At 47.8% G+C, this 16519-nt stretch carries 16 protein-coding genes; 10 read left to right on the top strand and 6 right to left on the bottom strand.

Annotation, left to right across the window (positions count from 1 at the left end; translation table 11 throughout):
• Positions 1-72: 72 nt before the first annotated feature.
• Positions 73-1464: a dipeptidase PepV gene (gene pepV / locus BUC50_RS03500; protein ID WP_213699969.1), complete on the top strand. Its 1392-nt coding sequence runs from the start codon at positions 73-75 to the stop codon at positions 1462-1464.
• 58 nt (positions 1465-1522) lie between these two features.
• A complete protein-coding gene (locus tag BUC50_RS03495; protein ID WP_273015432.1) occupies positions 1523-2869 on the top strand; it encodes an FAD-dependent oxidoreductase in 1347 nt (448 codons plus the stop codon).
• A gap of 88 nt (positions 2870-2957) precedes the next feature.
• Here the strand turns inward: BUC50_RS03495 and BUC50_RS03490 are convergent, their stop codons facing one another.
• The 3 genes from BUC50_RS03490 to BUC50_RS03480 all read right to left on the bottom strand — a co-directional run bounded on the left by BUC50_RS03490 (position 2958) and on the right by BUC50_RS03480 (position 3925).
• Positions 2958-3371, bottom strand: a complete 414-nt coding sequence (locus BUC50_RS03490) for a hypothetical protein (RefSeq protein ID WP_213699967.1) — start codon at positions 3369-3371, stop codon at positions 2958-2960.
• A gap of 115 nt (positions 3372-3486) precedes the next feature.
• Entirely contained in the window at positions 3487-3627 is a 141-nt protein-coding gene (locus BUC50_RS03485) for a hypothetical protein (protein WP_213699966.1), read from the bottom strand.
• Positions 3628-3700: 73 nt separating this feature from the next.
• Positions 3701-3925, bottom strand: coding sequence for a putative Se/S carrier protein (locus tag BUC50_RS03480; protein ID WP_013049172.1), 225 nt, complete (start codon positions 3923-3925; stop codon positions 3701-3703).
• 335 nt (positions 3926-4260) lie between these two features.
• On the opposite strand from BUC50_RS03480, the gene BUC50_RS03475 reads away from it, so the two are divergent.
• The 3 genes from BUC50_RS03475 (at position 4261) to BUC50_RS03465 (ending at position 7879) form a co-directional block, all read left to right on the top strand.
• Positions 4261-5442, top strand: a complete 1182-nt coding sequence (locus BUC50_RS03475; RefSeq protein ID WP_286677144.1) for a hypothetical protein — start codon at positions 4261-4263, stop codon at positions 5440-5442.
• Positions 5443-5460: 18 nt separating this feature from the next.
• Positions 5461-6660, top strand: a complete 1200-nt coding sequence (locus BUC50_RS03470) for a M20 metallopeptidase family protein (protein ID WP_213699964.1) — start codon at positions 5461-5463, stop codon at positions 6658-6660.
• Positions 6661-6745: 85 nt separating this feature from the next.
• The gene (locus BUC50_RS03465; protein ID WP_013049169.1) at positions 6746-7879 is read left to right on the top strand and encodes an alanine racemase; all 1134 of its coding nucleotides are present in this window, start codon (positions 6746-6748) and stop codon (positions 7877-7879) included.
• A gap of 99 nt (positions 7880-7978) precedes the next feature.
• Here BUC50_RS03465 and larC read toward each other — a convergent pair whose 3' ends face one another.
• On the bottom strand, positions 7979-9232 hold the full coding sequence (larC, locus tag BUC50_RS03460) for a nickel pincer cofactor biosynthesis protein LarC (protein WP_013049168.1): 1254 nt from the start codon (positions 9230-9232) through the stop codon (positions 7979-7981).
• Positions 9229-10104, bottom strand: coding sequence for an ATP-dependent sacrificial sulfur transferase LarE (larE, locus tag BUC50_RS03455; RefSeq protein WP_052292819.1), 876 nt, complete (start codon positions 10102-10104; stop codon positions 9229-9231). The genes larC and larE overlap by 4 nt, the downstream gene beginning before the upstream one ends.
• A gap of 92 nt (positions 10105-10196) precedes the next feature.
• On the opposite strand from larE, the gene BUC50_RS03450 reads away from it, so the two are divergent.
• The gene (locus tag BUC50_RS03450; RefSeq protein WP_013049166.1) at positions 10197-11708 is read left to right on the top strand and encodes an AMP-binding protein; all 1512 of its coding nucleotides are present in this window, start codon (positions 10197-10199) and stop codon (positions 11706-11708) included.
• Between the two features lie 77 nt (positions 11709-11785).
• Here BUC50_RS03450 and BUC50_RS03445 read toward each other — a convergent pair whose 3' ends face one another.
• On the bottom strand, positions 11786-12970 hold the full coding sequence (locus BUC50_RS03445) for an NAD(P)-dependent malic enzyme (protein ID WP_013049165.1): 1185 nt from the start codon (positions 12968-12970) through the stop codon (positions 11786-11788).
• Positions 12971-13137: 167 nt separating this feature from the next.
• Here BUC50_RS03445 and BUC50_RS03440 point away from each other — a divergent pair, with 167 nt between their 5' ends.
• The 4 genes from BUC50_RS03440 (at position 13138) to BUC50_RS03425 (ending at position 16381) form a co-directional block, all read left to right on the top strand.
• Complete coding sequence (locus BUC50_RS03440; protein ID WP_013049164.1) at positions 13138-13728, top strand: hypothetical protein; 591 nt, start codon at positions 13138-13140, stop codon at positions 13726-13728.
• Positions 13729-13877: 149 nt separating this feature from the next.
• Positions 13878-14162, top strand: a complete 285-nt coding sequence (locus tag BUC50_RS03435) for a hypothetical protein (RefSeq protein WP_013049163.1) — start codon at positions 13878-13880, stop codon at positions 14160-14162.
• Between the two features lie 25 nt (positions 14163-14187).
• Positions 14188-15156 (top strand): L-threonine 3-dehydrogenase, encoded by a 969-nt coding sequence (locus BUC50_RS03430; RefSeq protein ID WP_041459391.1) that lies wholly within the window; start codon positions 14188-14190, stop codon positions 15154-15156.
• 31 nt (positions 15157-15187) lie between these two features.
• Positions 15188-16381, top strand: a complete 1194-nt coding sequence (locus BUC50_RS03425) for a glycine C-acetyltransferase (protein ID WP_013049161.1) — start codon at positions 15188-15190, stop codon at positions 16379-16381.
• Positions 16382-16519 lie beyond the last annotated feature (138 nt).

Here is a 16519-nt window from a genome sequence, read left to right as displayed (position 1 = left end):
CGGTCTTTTCGTAGAAACAGATAAAGTGGATCGGGGGTAATGAAAGATCTAAATATCTTAGGAGGGACTTTTATGCTCAACCGCGCTATTGATGGGCTGAAACACCATATTGTATCAGCCGTACAGGAATCTATTCGAATCCCCAGCGTCGCGGGGACTCCTGAAGAAAATGCTCCTTTCGGGTGGGAGGTCAGGCGCGCCCTTGACCATACACTGACCCTGGCAGAAGAGCTTGGCTTCCGAACGAAAAACGTAGATAATGTGGCAGGGTATGCCGAATGGGGAGAAGGGGAAGAAATGGTTGCGGTTCTCGGCCATCTCGATGTGGTGCCAGAGGGAAAAGGCTGGACCTGCGATCCTTACAGCGGGGAAATCCATGATGGAAAGATATGGGGGCGGGGGGTTCTTGACGACAAAGGCCCTACGTTGGGAGCGCTATTTGCCCTGAAAGCCATTAAAGATCTTCAAATTCCCTTAAAACGGCGAATTCGCGTCATCTTTGGAACCAATGAAGAATCAGGCAGTCAGTGCATGGCTCGCTACGTCAAAACTGAAGATCTGCCAGCCGCCGGATTCACTCCCGATGCAGAGTATCCCATCATCTATGCCGAAAAAGGGGTTTTGACAGTAACGTGCAAAGCTTCTTTCGAAGGGGATGGCCCGGTTGTCATCTCTTCCCTCAATGGCGGGGTGGCTCCTAATGTTGTGGCTGCGTCAAGCCAGGTTATCCTTCGGGCTTCAGCCGAAGAAAGAAGGCGCCTCGCATCCATAGTGGATTCTTGGAATGGACCTGATAGAAGCGGATATAAGATAGTAGAAGACACCGCTGAGGGAACCCTTGTAATAGAAATTCAGGGAGTACCTGCCCATGGAAGCACCCCAGAGCTTGGTGTGAACGCTCTTCTCTGTGTCATTGATATTCTTTCAAAGGTCAATTTGGGAGGCTCCCAGGCTTCTTTTGTACGTTCCCTTAACGGTATCATTGGTTTTGAAACAGATGGAAAATCCCTTGGCGTTACCATGAGAGACCGTATTTCTGGACCGTTGACCGTCTGTCTTGGGACAATGAGCAGCAACGGACCTGAAGTTGAATTTACCTTAAATTTGCGCTATCCCGTAACGAAAAAAGAATCTGATGTTATGCCAATTCTCGAGGAAACCCTCACTAATGCGGGCATAACCATTACGAAGGTGAAACATGCAGCTCCTCTCTATGTAGATCCAGAAACTGAACTGATCAAAACTCTTAAGAGGGTCTATGAAGAACAGACGGGCCTTCAGGCCGATCTTCTTGCTATCGGCGGCGGCACCTATGCAAAATCTATGCCTAATGTAGTGGCTTTTGGCCCCATCTTTCCAGGTCAGTCTTATACGATTCACGAAGAGGACGAGTGTTGGGCAATAGAGGATCTGATGAAAAATGTGAAGATAATGGCTCAGGCCATGGTAGCGTTGGCACGTTAGATTATAAAGTAAAGGTAGAGGAAACTCCATCTTGCGAACTGATAAGGAGGTGCCCCTGATGGAACGAGAAAAATACGTTATTATCGGTGGCGATGCGGCGGGAATGTCAGCGGCAGGGCAGATCCGAAAGTTGCAGCCCAAAGCTGAGATCGTAGCATACGAACGCTCTCCCCATACATCCTATTCAGCATGCGGCATGCCCTATTACATAGCCGGCCTGGTGGAAAAAGAAAACAAACTCATTGTTCGGACACCTGAGGAGTTTATGTCTAAGCAGAACATACGGGCCCTTGTGCTTCACGAAGTGCTTAGTGTGGATATTCAGGATAGAACTGTCAATGTTTTGGATTTAAAAACAGGGGAAGTTTTTGCCGATACCTTTGACCATCTGCTTTTTGCTACAGGATCTGAACCTATCCGTCCGGCTGTAGAAGGCCTTGATGGAGAGGGAGTTTTTCAGCTGAGCGTTCTGCAAGATGGTATTTTGCTTCATCAATTTATTGAAAAGAGACAGCCTCAGCGTGTAGTAGTGGTTGGGGGAGGCTATATTGGTCTTGAAATGGCCGAGGCCTTTTGTATGAGGCGGATGAAGGTGAGCCTGGTGGATCGTTCGTTCCAGGTCATGAATACCTTCGATATAGATATGGCGGAGCATATAGCTCAGGCCATTCGCCGCGTGGGCACCGAACTCTATCTTGGTGAAACGGTGAAAGCCATTGAAAGGGATAGCGGCCGGGTTAAAGCAGTTGTAACAGACCAGCGCGCCATCCCCGCGGATTTGGTTATTCTTGGTCTTGGCGTGCGTCCCAACTCGAAACTTGCCAAGGAGGCAGGCCTTCCTCTTGGCGCAAAGGATTCAATTCTTGTAGATCAGGCCATGGCAACAGAAACAGAAGGTATTTGGGCTGCCGGTGACTGTGCCCAAACATGGCATATGGTAACAAACCGCCCCTTTTGGATCGCTCTTGGATCTGTGGCCAATAAAACGGGCAGGGTCGCGGGCATAAATATGGGAGGGGGGGAGGAACGCTTCCCTGGAGTTATAGGAACAGCAGTGAGCAAGCACTGCGAGCTTGAGGTGGCAAGAACAGGGGTTTCTGAGAAAGAGCTGGAGGACCTCGATTTTAATTACGACACGGTGACTATTAAAAGCAAGACCCAGGCGGGCTATTATCCTGACGCCGGGCAGATCCACGTAAAAATGATTGCGGAAAAGCCGGGAGGACGCATTCTAGGTGCCCAAATTGTGGGAAATCATGGTTCAGCGAAGCGTATTGATGTGGTTGCCACAGCAATAGCGGCACGAATGACTGTACGTGAGCTTGTAGATCTTGATTTGGGATATGCCCCGCCATTTTCCCTTCCCTGGGATCCAATACAAATAGCTGCCCGCCAGTTGATATGATTAGAAGTTGAGGCTATAAGAGAATGGGCCCTCCCATTGAGAAGGACCCATCCTCTTATTTATTCAGGATTGTGAAGAATTAAAAGTTTTATTGTCTTATCCCATTGGCAAGCCTCTGGTTAAACATCCAGCGAGATAGCTCCTGACGAAGGTTGAGCATCTTTTCATGGAGGGACAAGGCTTTCTCGCGATTGACCTGGGGCTGTGCAAGCTCCAGTCGCAATTCCAAATGGGTTCTTCTCATTTCATCTCGCTTGTTCAGAATATCCTGAGGAATATCCCTCTGATCAAAGGGACGGTTGCTTGAATTCCTAAATCCCATCCCTGGTTGAGTTCTTCTCATCATGTGATGGCCGAAACTCTGATTTTGAGCACTGCCACAATAGGCCATATGCCCTCCTCCACTCCTTCTGCCAGTGCTGTTGCCGCCGTGGGCCCATGCTGAACCTGCAAAGGTTAAAACAAGAACTGCTATGGCAACAATAATGAAACTTTTCTTCATCACTAAACTCCCCCTTAATTAAATGGTATCCATATTTTAGAACCCTGGGGGAGTTTGCATATCGTGAGAAAGGACAGTGAGAATTTCGGCATTTTTACTGAATTTCTACCGCAATTCATAAGGCCAGGGTGCCCCCCTCAAGAAGCGCAATGTTCCCGAAGCCAAGCCGCTTCGCTTCCGAGTCAATACGCATGAGGCGGGCGGCAGTTTTAGCTCCACAGGCTACTCCGCCGATAATGAGAACCTTCTTAGTCACACCGCTCCCTCCTTTTATACCCAATGGGATATTGTAACTCCATTGTTATGCAAAGAAACTTGTCTCGGGGAGATTAGAGATCTTCTATTACATGAAATCCCGCGGTTTCAATTTTCTTTTTCTCGCAGACCTGGCGAACAGCTTCTTCTTTATCACAAGGGTAGCTGCAGGCAAGACCGCAGCTAGCGGAAATCTGGCGAGGAACGGGGATAATCTTTACGTCCATTCCCTCTTTTCGACACAGTTTTTCGAACATGAGGGCCATACTGGTGACATGAAAGGTTACAAGACACTTCATAAAAATGTTTCCTCCTCGTGTTTAATGGAATCCTGAAGCTCGCAATCTACTTTCTACACTAAAGCAGATAACGCCATAATATCATGAAAGTATTTTCTTGACGGCATAGATAAATCATGGTAAGAAGAGAGCAACTTTTTATGTGAGGTTGTTGTTTTAATGAAAAATTCTTTAGTTTGCGAATTTTTTTCTTTCTTTTTTGCCTATTGGTACCCATGCGAGGAGGCCCTATAAGCCTGCTGGCGCAGGTACTTTGCGCGCTTCAAGGCCAGGACCTCCGAATGCGGGGTCCTGGCCTTTTTTTATTTAAATAAATTCCTAAAGGAGGAATAGAAATGAATGCGGTAACAGCACTTTTAGTCATAGCAGTTGTTTACTCTATTGGTGATTTTGTAGCTCAAAAAACAAAGGCTGTTTGTTCCATGCTTTTTGTTTCCGGCATTATTTTCATGGTGGGGTTCTGGTTTGGCATTCCCGCAACACTCTTTGAAGATGCTGTTATAGTCAAACTGGCTATTGCCCTTATTCCCATGTTGATGATCCATATGGGCACTTTGATGAAACTTCGAGATCTCAAAGAGGAGTGGAAGACCGTTATTATAGCTCTCGGAGCTATCGTTGCCGCCGCGGCTGCCCTCTTTATCATCGGTTCGCCCATCATAGGTAAAGAGTATGCTGTTCCTGCCGCAGGCCCTATTTCAGGCGGGGTTGTAGCGACCCTTATTATGAGCGAGGCTGCCAAAGCCAAGGGGCTTGAAACAGTGCTTGTTTTTGTTACATTGCTCCTCGTTCTTCAGAATTTTGTGGGTCTTCCTGTCGCTTCTGTCTGCCTTTCCAGAGAAGGCCGGCGTCTTCGTGAAATTTTCAGGAGGGGCGAAGGTCTTACAGCTGATAAAGGAAGCAAGGCCAAAAGCAACCCAGAGGAGCCCACATGGAGACTTTTTTCCGCTACCCCCAAAGATTTGCAAACGCCTTTTATACTCATTATGAAGGCCATGCTTGTCGGCTGGCTCGCTGTTATGTGTGCCAAGGCCCTTGGCGGGGTAATAAATCAATTTGTTATGGCCCTTATCTTTGGAATTGTTTTTTACGAAATTGGTTTTCTTGAGCATAAAATTCTCGACAAGGCCAATTCCACAGGCTTGGCCCTTTTCGCCCTTTTAGTGCCTATATTCATGAGCCTGAACAAGGCAACCCCCCAGATGGTGGCGTCTCTGATTTTTCCCATCGTCGTAGCCTTCGCAGTTTCCGTAGTCGGTATTGCCATTGTCGCCTTTGTCTCATCTAAGATCTTTGGTTACACCTGGGAAATGTGTCTGGCTGTGGGGGTATGCTGCCTCTTTGGTTTCCCCGGAACATTTATTGTTTCTCAGGAAGTGGCCAATGCCGTGGGAGAAACATCAGAGGAAAGGGATTTTATACTCACGGGCATTCTTCCCAAAATGCTTGTATCCGGTTTTACTACAGTGACCATTGCATCTGTCTTCCTTGCGGGATTCCTCGTGAAATTACTTTAGGTCAAAGGAGCTATTATTATGAACACAGAAAAAATCCACGCCCTTGCATCTGAAGTTGAGCAGAAAGTTATAGAGTTCCGTCATGAATTTCATGCTCATCCAGAGCTGTCGTGGAAAGAAGAAGAAACATCAAAAAAGATCGAATCGGTCTTAATAGACCTTGGATATGAAAATATCCGTCGAGGTTTTTATGGAACAGGGTCGGGAGTCATAGCGGATATTACAGGAAAGGAAGATGGCCCGCTCATTGCTATCCGAGCTGACATCGATGCCCTTCCTCTTCAGGAAGCTGTGGATGACCCCTGGAAATCCACTTGTGACGGGGTTATGCATGCCTGCGGACACGATGCCCATGCGGCGGTCCTTCTTGGGGTGGCCCATGTTCTCGCTGCCCTTAAAGAAGAACTGCCCGGCCGGGTCCGTCTCGTCTTTCAGCCGGCGGAGGAGGCGGGGGTTAATTCTGGTGCTCCGATGCTCATTGAGGAAGGGGCGTTGGCTGGAGTGGACGCAATTTGCGGGCTTCATGTCTGGAGTACCCTTGAGGCGGGAAAGATAGGTTTTCGCAGTGGCCCCATGATGGCCTCTGCCGATATATGGGAGATCGAAGTAAAGGGGCGGGGAGGACACGGATCAAGGCCCCACGAGGCCATAGACCCCACTATAGCCGCGGCCACCATAATTACGACGATTCAAACTGTAGTGAGCCGTGAAATAGACCCTCTTGAGACAGCGGTTCTTAGCGTTGGAAAGATTGAGTCGGGAACAGCAGTCAACATTATTCCAGAGACAGCCCGTATCCAGGGCAATGTGCGCACAACAAACCCTCAAGTCAGAGAAAGCATGGGGGGGCGGATCAGCCGTATTGCTGAAGGAATTGCCGCAGCCCTTCGATGTGAGGTCAAGGTCGATTTTATACCTATCTATCCTGTCACGGTCAACGATGCGGCCATGGTAGGCCTTCTTAGGGAAACCACAGGTGAACTTCTGGGTGAAGAAGCCCTTGAGGAACTTCCCATTATCATGGGATCTGAGGATTTCAGCTTCTATCAGCAGAAAGTGCCAGGAGTGCTATTCTTCCTCGGGATGGGCGATCCATCAAAGGGAACGGATGCTCAGCACCATAGCCCCAATTTCCGAACAAACGATAGCGTGTTGCCCAATGGAGTGGCCCTCCTTTCGTCTTTGGCCTGGCGTTTTCTTGAAACTTTTAATAGATAAGAGAGAAGGCATGAGAAAAATTTCCGATTATAATAGAGTGTGAATATATGCATCATGATAAGAAAGAGAATAGAGGTGGGAGAGTATGATGAAATGTCTTCATGAGTCTTTCAGAGGTTGTGAGATAACAGATCTTGATACCCCTTCATTACTTGTGGACCTGGATGTTATGGAGAGAAACATAAGCTGGATGCAGCAAAAGGCCCAGAGAGCAGGGGTCAATCTTCGCCCTCACATAAAGACCCATAGAACGCCGGATATAGCAAAAAAACAGCTGGCTGCCGGCGCTAAAGGTATTACTGTGGCAAAGCTTGGCGAAGGAGAGGTTATGGCGGCAGAAGGGATTGACGATATTTTTATAGCCAATGAGCTTGCGGGCGATATAAAAATGGATCGTCTTCTTGCCCTCGCTCGAAAAACAACCCTCGCTGTAGGTGTTGATCATCCTGATCATGTCAAAATGCTGGCGGAAACCTTCGATGGGGAGTCTCGTCCCATGGAAATAATGATTGATGTGGACACCGGTTATCATCGTACAGGGGTGGGCTCAAAAGAAGAGATTCTTGAGTTGGCGAAACTTATTCGATACCGTGACTCTCTTAAATTGAGAGGTATCTTTACCCACGATGGGAACTGCTATAATGCGACAACCATATCAGAAGTCCGGTCAATTTCCCAAAGCAGCCAAAATATGATGCTTGAGATGGCTGAATTTCTTCGAAAAGAAGGCATAGGGGTTGAGGAGATCAGTATTGGCTCTACGCCATCTCTTCTTGTTTCGGAAATTATGCAGGGAATTACAGAGATCAGACCGGGAACCTACGTGTTTCTGGACGCCGACCAGGCAGGGGTTATAGGAACCTACGAACATTGTGCCCTCTCAGTGCTGGCTACGGTAATCAGCTGCCCGGCTCCTGACCGTATAGTTCTGGACGCTGGAACGAAGGCGCTGACCTTTTATTTTCACCGTGGGAACATAACATCGAGCCCCGGTTTCGGACTGCTGAAAAAGAGACCCACCGTCTATTTGAAAAGCCTCTCAGAGGAGCACGGCATGTTTACCCCTCCCGAGGACATGGCATTCCGCATCGGTGACAAGGTAGAGATCATACCCAACCACGCGTGTCCCACATGTAATCTGTATCCTGTACTTTACGGCGTGAGGAATGGACAGGTTCAGGAGGAGTATAAGATTCTAGCCAGGGGAATGTCGAAATAGGATTATATACTATATTTTGATCGATACAAGAAACGCCCCATCTTTTCTCCCTGAGAAGAAATGGGGCGTTTTTACATACATTTCTTTGCTGGTCGAGCGCTATGGATGACCCATTTCTTCAATTTGACGCAGCACTTCTTCCCGCAGGCTGTTTAGAGGAATGCCAGTTTCTTTCGAAATTCGTTTGAGGTCTTCATACTCTGGATTGGCGCGAAGCCTTTCGTTCCCCCACCAGGCTTCTTTGATCCGCACCAGGCCAAAAGTAGTTTCCATTGGCGTAATGTGGTGGCGAAGCTTTATCCGGTCTACTTCAGAACGCCGCAGCCCCAGCGTTGTAGTTCCCTTTAAGATAATTTCCGCGGCTTGTTCTTCCTGGGAAAGAGATACAAGGCAGCAAAGGCGAATGGCAGGCCGTCCCTTTTTCATGATAATGGTTTCAAGCCAGACATCCATGGCGCCAATAGAGAAAAGACGTTCCATTACAGGCTCATAGTATTGAGGGTTCATATCGTCAATGTTCGTTTCAAGAAGGATTCCTACATCGCGAATAAAGGGCTCTTCTTTTGATGCTGAAGGGGCATTGTCCTTCTCTTTTGTTTCCTCAAGAAGGGTAACTCGTAAAAAGTTTGGAATATCGCTTTCACGAGACCCTAACCCCCGTCCGCTTCCCATCACCTTGCCTGCCGGCATGGTTCCAAAGTGGGATGCAAGCATCTTCACCAGCAGGGCTCCTGTGGGGGTAACCCGCTCTATGGGAGAGCCTGCTGAATATACGGGCATGCCAATGAGGAGATTTTCAGTGGCGGGAGCTGGAACAGGAAGAACGCCATGAGCGCATCTGATCGTTCCGCTTCCCACATTAAGAGGCGAGCAGATAACAGAGTCAGGTTCGAGCATTTCCATGAGAACAAAGGCACCCACAATATCAACAATGGAATCAACAGCTCCCACCTCATGAAAATGGACCTTCTCCGGAGGAAGGCCATGTACTTTTCCTTCAGCTTCGGCAAGGAGCTTAAAAGCGTCTTTGCTCTTTTGTTTTACGTTATGGGAAAGGCCGCTTTTGTCAATAACATCCCACACGTCCATAAGTCCGCGGTGAGGGTGATCCTCCGTACTTGTAACGGTCAGATCGATGCCGGAAAACCCGTTCCGCACGGTGTCCTTGATATGGATCTCATATCCCGCGCCGCTATCATGGTGTACCTCACCATGATGATGGTGCCCCGATGGAATTCGCAAGGTTTCCATCTTTTCAAGAAATTCTTTTCTATCGAGCCCAAGATCTAGAAGGGCCGCGAGGAACATGTTTCCTGAAATACCAGAAAAACAATCCAGGTAAAGAGTTTTCATATGTGCTCCGTCCTTCCTGAAAGATCTTTTTCTTCTATCCACTTTCTTCCCCATTCATATCCCTGCAAATCGAGCATGAGATGGTGAAAGCCTTCTTTCATCCCTATTTCGAGAATTTCCTCTCTTCGCGTTAAAGCCTGTTCCATGAGAGTCTGAGGAACTTGCAGACAGGCTATGGCTCCCAAAACCTTTATCCTCACCTGTGAAAACCCTGCTTTTCTTAAGGCCCATTCAGCTCTGGCGACACGTGAACATTCTGCTGCCGCGAGAGGATGTCCCTCAGGAAAACGGGTGGCAAGACACGCTGTTGCCTGTTCGTCCCACCATGAAATATCCAGTTCTTTGGCAAGAGTTCGCACCTTGTCTTTCGAAAGACCACCCTCCGCAAGGGGGGAATAGATTTGGGGCATTTCTTTCAGTACTTTTGTGCCAAGACGTGTAGCATCTTTGAGGTCATCCGCGTTAGAGCCTTCCAGAACAAGATCGGCCTCTATGCCTTTGGCAAATTCAAGGAGCTCCCGTCCCCGTGCTTTCTTGCAAAATCTACAGCGTTCACTGCTGTTGTTCATAACTTCGTCTACATCCAGCTCGGGGCCAGGGAGAGGGTGAAGGGTAACTCCCAGGCTGTGGCAAAATAGGCCCCCCCGTTCCATCTCCTCTGGGAAATGCAAAAAGGAACGAAACATGGCAGCATGTACATCCTCCGGAGCCATGAGAGACGCCATGATAGCCACCACTACGGCGCTGTCAATTCCTCCAGAGAAAGAAACGACACATCGTCGAGATTGCTTCAGTTTTTTAATAACAGCATCAGGTAAATATTTTTTTAAGATAGTATAGCTCAACTCTCCCACCAACTCTCTTTTAAACATCAATGATTGTATCATTTTCTCTTACTGTGGTTCACCACTTTTCCTATCCGTGGTATTCTAACACCATATAAAAAAGAAAGAAGGGGCCGCCTATGAGAAAACGCCTGGAAGAAATCGCTTTCTCCCGTCTTAAAAACGATAAAGATAATGCTATTCTCTGGTGGGAAGGAAAGTGGTTATCAGGAAGCCATGTGCTGGATGTCGTTGATCAGTGCCGTAAAAACCTGGAGGAAAAAGGTTTTGGCGCTGGGGACCGTCTGGTTCTTTTTCTTCCCAACTCTCCTCTGGTACTCTATCTTTCCCTTGCCGTGTGGCAGCTTGGGGGAACCGTCGTTCCGCTGAACAGTCGTTCGGGAAAAGAAGCCACTATTGCCATGCTCCATCATATTTGTCCATGGGGCGTTATTACTTCTGATGAAAAAGGGGTTGTGGCTGAAGCCCTGTCCCTCTCTTCCTTTCCCTGGACCGTTGCTCCTCTTGAAGGACCTCTCCCGCCCTTTCAAGGCCGTCATGTGGAGAAGGGGGATCCTGAAGTTGCCGTTATTTTTGCTACTTCTGGAACCACGGGGGATCCCAAGGCAGTGCCTCTTACCCATTCAAACCTTTACGATAACACTCTGAAGGTACAGCAGACCATAGAGGGTTTTGAGGAACATCAGACATTGCTGAACGTGCTGCCCAATTTTCACTCTCTGGGATATACGATTTGCGGATTATTGCCCATGCTCTGGGGTCTTCGCGAAGTGATAGTCCCTTCCTTTATGCCCACAAAGAACTTCTTCAGGGCCCTTCGTGATTCAGAAACAAATATCCTTATCGCAGTTCCCACGATGCTGCCCTTCCTCCTCGGGGCTGTGAGTAAGGGAGAGGCTTTGCCTTCCTCTCTCCAGTATATTCTTACCGGGGGGGGAGCCCTGGAACCAGAGCTGGAACAGCGGGTTCGAGATACTTTTAGCGTTATTATCTATCAAGGATACGGCCTTACCGAATGTTCCCCTGTGGTTTCATGTAACCCTAACGACACGATGCGAAAAGAGGGCACGGTGGGACCAGCCCTTCCAGGCTACTCTCTGGATGTTCGGGACGAAGAGGGAAACTCCCTGAAAAAAGGAAAGGAAGGCGTTCTCTGGGTTAAGGGGCCTTCTGTTGCTTCAGGCTACTTAAAAGCCCCTGAATTGACAGCCGAACGATTTTCTGAAGGGTGGTTCAATACTGGAGATATGGTTCGGATCGACGAAGATGGCTTTATTACAATTCTTGACAGGGTCAGCGATATGCTTATTGTTGGCGGGTACAATGTCTTCCCTCAAGAAATAGAGCGAATCCTGAAACGCCACCCCGACGTTATCGAAGCGGCTGTCATTGGCGGCAAACATCCTGTAAGCGGAGAAATTCCGGTGGCATTTGTGGTAAGGGAAGAAGGAAGCGGACTCACGTCTTCTGAACTGGCGAATTTCTGTAAAGATCAGCTTGCCTATTATAAAATTCCCAGAAAGATATGTTTTGTGCGAGAGCTTCCTCTTTCAGGAGTGGGGAAAGTTTTAAGAAGAAAGCTGAGAGAGCAGCAGCTCAGAGAGTTAGAGCAGAATAACCGAGTAATATAAGTTTACTCCATAAACCAAAGAGAGGCGATATTTCCACCGCCTCTCTTTGGCTATGTAAAGATTACGTTTTCGTACTTTTAGATTCTTGCCACGCCTGTCCTTCTAGCTGCTTCGGCCACTGCTTTAGCAACGGAGGGAACAACCCGCGAATCAAGGGGCTCGGGGATGATCCTCTCAGCCGTCAGCTCTTCATCTGATATGAGCGACGCTATTGCTTCACTGGCAGCAAGCTTCATTTCTTCATTTATTGTGCTGGCCCGTACATCGAGTGTTCCTCTGAAAATGCCTGGGAAGCCAAGACAATTGTTTATCTGGTTTGGAAAATCACTTCGTCCTGTAGCGACAACAGCGGCTCCGCCAGCCTGGGCCTCATCAGGGTAAATTTCAGGGGTTGGGTTGGCCATGGCAAAAAGAATAGGGTCTTTGGCCATGGTCTTCACCATTTCTGTGGTCACCACTCCGGGAGCCGAAATGCCAAGGAAGACATCGGCCCCCTTCAGGACCTCGGCAAGGTTTCCCATCTCTTTATTGGGATTTGTCTCTTTTGCAATCTCATCTTTGGCCCAGTTCATATGCTCAGGCCGGCCATTGTAAATAGCGCCGCTCCGGTCGCAGAGTATAACATTCTTTGCTCCGGCAGAGAGCAAAAAGCGGCATATGGCAATGCCAGCGGCACCAGCGCCGCTCATGACGATCTTCACATCTTCGATGTTTTTCTTAACCAGCTTGAAAGAGTTTATGAGGCCTGCAAGAACTATAACCGCCGTTCCATGCTGATCATCATGGAATACGGGAATATCACATACCTCCTTAAGCCGGCGTTCAATTTCGAAGCATCGGGGAGCTGAAATGTCCTCAAGATTTATGCCGCCAAAAGCTGGGGTAATAAGGGCAGTGGTCCGCACGATTTCTTCAGGATCCTGGGATCTGATACAGATTGGAAAAGCGTCTACATTTGCAAAGCGCTTAAAGAGAACGGCTTTGCCTTCCATGACAGGCAGGGCTGCGTCAGGGCCAATATCTCCCAGACCAAGCACGGCAGATCCGTCGGTAACGACAGCCACCATGTTTCCCTTAGAGGTGACATCATAGACAGCGTCAGGGTTTTTCTCTATTTCTCTGCACGGTTCAGCGACGCCTGGAGTATAGGCGATGGCAAGGTCTTCCATACTTTCAACAGGAAGTTTGCTTGTAATGGCAACTTTCCCTTTTGACTGCTGATGGGCTAATAGGGCCTTGGCGAAGATTGCTTCTTTCCGCATGGGAATCCTCCTTTTATTTCGTGGGCTGCTAGGCGAGATAGCGAATTCCCCCGATAGTTTATAATTACCAGCTTATTATTCTACACATCAAATCGCCTTTTCGTCTTCTTTTTCTTTGACGACTTATAAAAAATTATGAGAGAATAAACAAAAGAGAGGTGAGTGGTATGGCAAACAGGTTTTTTCGTTGGGTGGGTATTGTCTGTCTTATCTTTTTATTTGCAACAGCTGCTCTCGCCCAAAGTTCTGTTCAACCCGATGAAATAGAACTCCCAGAATCCCTGAAAAATTCCGGGAAGGAGGTTTCCGCTCCAATCTCAGAGGATGGAGCCTCCCAATCCTTGCCAGAAGGGCTTCGACAAGAAATAACTTATTCAGATCAGGGGACTCCAAGAGAGGTGAGACATAGCTTTCTTCATGTAGAAGGAAACCCTGTGCCGGATACTTTTTCCTATCTGGAATATAAAGATTCTGCCTGGGTCTTTAAGAGCCGAACCGTCCCCTGGGGAGATGATGGATATTGGACTGTCAAAAAGAGAAACACCACAGAGGGGCAAAAAATAATCACAGACGGCATAAAACAGCGGGGCTGGTATAGAGGAAAAGTGCGTTTAAGGGGCACTCCTGAAAATTGGGTCTACGTGGAATGGAAAGATGGGCGGGGCTTTGTGGCTCCTCACCGAATGGAGGCCTTTGCCGGAGAACTTGACCTTCCCTTCCTTCCCAGAAGAAAACAGGCGGAGTGCCGTACCACCTGATAAAAGAAACAGGCCCCGGTTCGGGGCCATGGTAAAATAAAAAAAGAGTGAGTGTTTTAGCTTGTTTCTTCTAAAGACTGTGCGTATACTAGGCAGGTTGAGTTAAAATACTAAGATAAAGCTGTCAAGTAAAGAAGTGGGAGGACGTAATGCGGGCTTTAACATCGAACTTTGCCAAAGGGCTTATCACCCCCTGTCTTAAAATAAAAACAGTTTCTTTCGTGGAAGAAATGAGCTCACAGCGCCAAGCCTTGAGAGCAGGTTCTCCTATGGCAGGTCACAAAAATAAAACAGTAACTGCAACTACAATGACTACCACGTCGACTACTACGTCGACTACTACTACATCAACTGCTATGACATCAGGAGTTTGTACGGAACAATACCATAAAGGGCCTCTTCGGGGGTCCTTTATTTTATTTAATAATTCATAAAAAGGTGATGAAGGAGGAGTGGGTGGTGAAAAATTTTTTGGTCACAGGGTGTCTAGGGCAGATTGGAACGGAACTTGTAAAGAAGCTTCGTTGCCAGTACGGCTCCGACCATGTTGTGGGGTCTGATATTAAAACGACAGGCATAGAAAAGCTTGGTGACGGACCTTTTGAAATTCTTGATGTCCGTGAAAGTGACACCCTTGTACGTATTGTGGAGAAATATAATATTGATACGATTCTTCATCTGGCGGGTCTTCTTTCGGCTGTTGGCGAAGCAAAGCCTCAGCTTGCCTGGCAAATTAATGCTGGCGGGCTTTTTAATACATTAGAAGTAGCGCGAGAAAAACAGTGTGCGGTTTTTTTCCCCAGTTCCATAGCGGCCTTTGGGCCTAATACACCTTTGGACCATACGCCTCAGGATACCATTCAAAGGCCCGCCACCATGTATGGCATTACGAAGGTAACAGGAGAGCTTCTTTGCGATTACTACCATAAAAAATATGGCCTGGATACACGAGGTGTCCGTTTTCCAGGCCTGATATCCTACGAGACAGAACCAGGTGGAGGAACGACTGACTATGCCGTAGAAATTTACTATAAGGCTATTGCCGATGGTCATTATGATTCATTCATTGCCGCGGGCACCTATATGGATATGATGTATATGCCCGATGCTATAGATGCTGTTATCCAGCTTATGGAGGCAGATTCTTCAAAACTGAAACATCGCAACGCCTTCAATATTTCTGCCATGAGCTTTGATCCCGAGGAGTTGGCGGCTTCAATCAGAAAGTACATACCCCATTTCACGTTGGGATATAAAGTGGATCCTGTTCGACAGTCTATTGCCGAGTCCTGGCCAAACTCTCTGGATGTAAGCGCTGCCAGGGAAGAGTGGGGATTTGACCCCAAATATGATCTCGATAAAATGACCGAGGATATGTTGGCCCATCTCAAAGAGACCCTAAAAGTGAAAAAATGTAACAAAAAGTAAAAGAAAAATTATCTAAGAGGGGGAAGAAAAGATGACCATAAAGAAAACCTTTATTACAGAAGAGCTGGACCGGTTGAAAAGGGAAGGCTTGTATACGAATATACCTGTCATAGCAGGCCCTCAGGGAGCATGGGTAGAGATAGAGGGGAAAAAATATCTTTCGTGCTGCTCTAATAACTATCTGGGTTTCTGTAACGACCCCGCTCTTATTGAAGCGGTCAAGAAGTATGTTGATAAATGGGGAGTTGGGCCCGGAGCGGTCCGTACCATTGCGGGAACCCTTGACCTTCACCTGGAACTAGAGAAAAAACTCGCAGAATTTAAGGGTACAGAGGCGGCTATGGTGGTCCAGTCCGGTTTTTGCGCAAACCTGGCAGCCATTCCTCCTCTGGTAAGCAAAGGAGATCTTATCTTTAGTGACGAATTAAACCATGCGTCAATTATCGACGGGTGCCGTTTAAGCCGAGCTGAAATAGTCCGCTTTAAACACGCGGATCCAGAGAATCTTGATGCTCAGCTGGCAAAATATGACAATGTAAACTGTCACAAACTTGTTATCAGCGATGGGGTCTTTTCCATGGACGGCGATATAGCTCCGCTGCCAGCGCTTGTTGAAGTGGCAGAAAAGCATGGAGCTATGATCATGGTGGATGACGCCCATGGAGAAGGTGTCCTTGGCCGAGGCGGCAGAGGTATTGTGGACCACTTCAATCTTCATGGCCGGGTCGATGTAGAAGTTGGCACCCTTTCCAAGGCTTTTGGCGTAGTTGGCGGTTTTGTAGCCGGAGATGCCGAATTGGTAGATTATATTAGGCAAAAAGCTCGTCCCAACCTTTTCAGCAGCGCTATGACCGTTCCTGATATTGGTGCGAACCTGGCTGCCCTTGAAGAGCTTTCAAGAAGTGAAGATCGGGTTAAACGCCTCTGGGAAAACGGACGATACCTCAAAAAGGGACTTAAAGACATGGGCTTCAACATTGGGCATAGCGAAACGCCCATCACACCTGTCATTATTGGGGAAGCTACAGAGGCCAAGAAATTCAGCGCCCGCCTCTTTGAAGAGGGAGTCTTTGCCGGCGCTATTACATTCCCCACAGTGCCTATGGGGACAGCTCGCATTCGAGTGATGGTCTCAGCTGCTCACACAAAGGAAGACCTTAATTTTGCCCTTCAGAAATTCCAGCTTGTTGGAGAGGAAATGAAAATTATCTCATCATCGAGATAGATATAAACGAGGGTACACATAGAGTGGAAGGAGAAATATATATGTTTGAGAAAGCATGGGAAGAATTAGAGAAGACGGATCGGGCCATAGCCGATGTTATAACCCGTGAACGGGAGCGTCAGGAACACGGCATCGAGC

This window comes from Aminobacterium sp. EBM-42, from assembly GCF_001896635.1.
Lineage (GTDB): Bacteria > Synergistota > Synergistia > Synergistales > Aminobacteriaceae > Aminobacterium > Aminobacterium colombiense.
This window is presented reverse-complemented; position numbering and strand designations above follow the sequence as displayed.

Excerpts from the sequence above, each read along its gene's own strand:
- pepV (WP_213699969.1), top strand. The coding sequence starts at position 73 with ATGCTCAACCGCGCTATTGATGGGCTGAAACACCATATTGTATCAGCC.
- BUC50_RS03495 (WP_273015432.1), top strand. The coding sequence starts at position 1,523 with ATGGAACGAGAAAAATACGTTATTATCGGTGGCGATGCGGCGGGAATG.
- BUC50_RS03490 (WP_213699967.1), bottom strand. The coding sequence starts at position 3,371 with ATGAAGAAAAGTTTCATTATTGTTGCCATAGCAGTTCTTGTTTTAACC.
- BUC50_RS03480 (WP_013049172.1), bottom strand. The coding sequence starts at position 3,925 with ATGAAGTGTCTTGTAACCTTTCATGTCACCAGTATGGCCCTCATGTTC.
- BUC50_RS03475 (WP_286677144.1), top strand. The coding sequence starts at position 4,261 with ATGAATGCGGTAACAGCACTTTTAGTCATAGCAGTTGTTTACTCTATT.
- BUC50_RS03470 (WP_213699964.1), top strand. The coding sequence starts at position 5,461 with ATGAACACAGAAAAAATCCACGCCCTTGCATCTGAAGTTGAGCAGAAA.
- BUC50_RS03465 (WP_013049169.1), top strand. The coding sequence starts at position 6,746 with ATGATGAAATGTCTTCATGAGTCTTTCAGAGGTTGTGAGATAACAGAT.
- larC (WP_013049168.1), bottom strand. The coding sequence starts at position 9,232 with ATGAAAACTCTTTACCTGGATTGTTTTTCTGGTATTTCAGGAAACATG.
- larE (WP_052292819.1), bottom strand. The coding sequence starts at position 10,104 with ATGTTTAAAAGAGAGTTGGTGGGAGAGTTGAGCTATACTATCTTAAAA.
- BUC50_RS03450 (WP_013049166.1), top strand. The coding sequence starts at position 10,197 with ATGAGAAAACGCCTGGAAGAAATCGCTTTCTCCCGTCTTAAAAACGAT.
- BUC50_RS03445 (WP_013049165.1), bottom strand. The coding sequence starts at position 12,970 with ATGCGGAAAGAAGCAATCTTCGCCAAGGCCCTATTAGCCCATCAGCAG.
- BUC50_RS03440 (WP_013049164.1), top strand. The coding sequence starts at position 13,138 with ATGGCAAACAGGTTTTTTCGTTGGGTGGGTATTGTCTGTCTTATCTTT.
- BUC50_RS03435 (WP_013049163.1), top strand. The coding sequence starts at position 13,878 with ATGCGGGCTTTAACATCGAACTTTGCCAAAGGGCTTATCACCCCCTGT.
- BUC50_RS03425 (WP_013049161.1), top strand. The coding sequence starts at position 15,188 with ATGACCATAAAGAAAACCTTTATTACAGAAGAGCTGGACCGGTTGAAA.